The sequence below is a fragment of the Micromonospora sp. U56 genome (genome assembly GCF_018070095.1).
GTDB lineage: Bacteria > Actinomycetota > Actinomycetes > Mycobacteriales > Micromonosporaceae > Micromonospora > Micromonospora purpureochromogenes.
In genome coordinates this window covers 1-1,409 of record NZ_JAGPYL010000254.1, presented here as the reverse complement: position 1 = coordinate 1,409, position 1,409 = coordinate 1, and the positions used below count along the sequence as shown (strand labels likewise).

The following is a 1,409-nucleotide window of genomic DNA, read 5'->3' as shown; positions in this document are numbered from 1 at the left end:
GGCGGTTGTCTGGTCGTAGCGGGTGGCGGTCTTGAGGCAGCCGTGGAGGATGCCGACGAGGCGGTTGCCGATCTGCCGTAGTGCGGCGTTGTGTCCGATTTCGCGGGCGCGGAGTTCGTCGTAGTAGGCGCGGACCGCGGGGTCGTGCAGGATCGCGGCGCCGGCTTGGGTGTGGAGGGCGTCGACGAGTCGGTCGTTGTGCACGATGCGGGCGTGAACGGTTTTGGATTTGCCGGACTGGCGGGTGATGGGGGCGGTGCCGGCGTAGTTCTTGCGGGCTTTGGCGTCGGCGTAGCGGCCTGGTGCGTCGCCGAACTCTGCGAGCACCCGGGCGCCGAGGATCACGCCGATGCCGGGTTGGCTGAGGTAGACCTCAGCGTCCGGGTGCTGACCAAAATGCGCCTCAACCTGGCCTTCCATTGCCCGGATCTGAGCGTTGAGGGTCTGCAGGATCGCGACGGTGGCGTTGATGGTGGCCGCGTAGGCGGCGGTGACGATGTCGGGCTGGCGCAGGTGCGCGGTGCGCAGTGCCTGCTGAATCGTGGCGGCCTTGTCGGCGATCCCGCGGCGGCGGGCGCGTTTGAGAGCCGCGCTGATCTGAGCGAGGGTGAGTCTGGCGGCCTGGTCCGGGGTGGGTGCCTTGGCCAGCAGTTCGAGGGTGTCGGCGCCTGTCAGTGTCAGCGGCTGGTAGGCATGCAGCGCGGCGGGGAAGTACTCCCGCAGCGCCGCGCGCAGCCGCAGCATGTGCCGGGTGCGTTCCCAGATCAGCGTCTGGTGCGTGCGGGCCACCACCTTGACCGCTTCGGCGAGATCGGAATCGGCAGCGACCTGCCGCAGCTGATGGCGGCGGGTGCGGACCATGTCGGCCAGAGCATGCGCGTCGCCTTTGTCGCTCTTGGCCCCCGACAGCGACACCAACTCCCGATGCCGCGCGGCCTGCTTCGGGTTCACCCCGAACACCTGGTAGCCGGCCGCGACCAGCGCCCGCACCCACGGCCCACGATCGGTCTCGATGCACACCAGCACCTGCGCCGGCGTGGCATCGTCGGGCAGGAACCCGGCCACGAGGTCGTGGAAGCGGGCCATGCCGTCCACGCCCTCGGGCAGCCGCGCGGTTCGCATCACTCGCCCGTGCTGGTCCTGCACCTCCACATCGTGATGATCTTCCGCCCAGTCGTCACCGACGAACAGCACAACGCCTCCCGTCATCCCGAGAAACCCGTCGGCAGCCCGCGGGAGAACCAGCGCCCTAATGGACCAGTGCTCACGCCAATCCGGCAGGCACGACATCCCATCAGCCGTTCATCTCCCGACCACGGGCAAGGGCACGGTCTGACCCTAGGACTCACCGGTCCAAGGGGTGGAAGTGCTCACTCGCCCGCGGCTACCGGACATCGAGTCTGCCTCCC

1 protein-coding gene is annotated in these 1,409 nt (G+C 68.9%); it reads right to left on the bottom strand.

The features are described 5' to 3' along the window. On the bottom strand, positions 1-1,194 hold a 1,194-nt coding region (locus KBX37_RS33835), incomplete at its 3' end, for an IS110 family transposase (protein WP_210779882.1). Between the last annotated feature and the right edge of the window lie 215 nt (positions 1,195-1,409).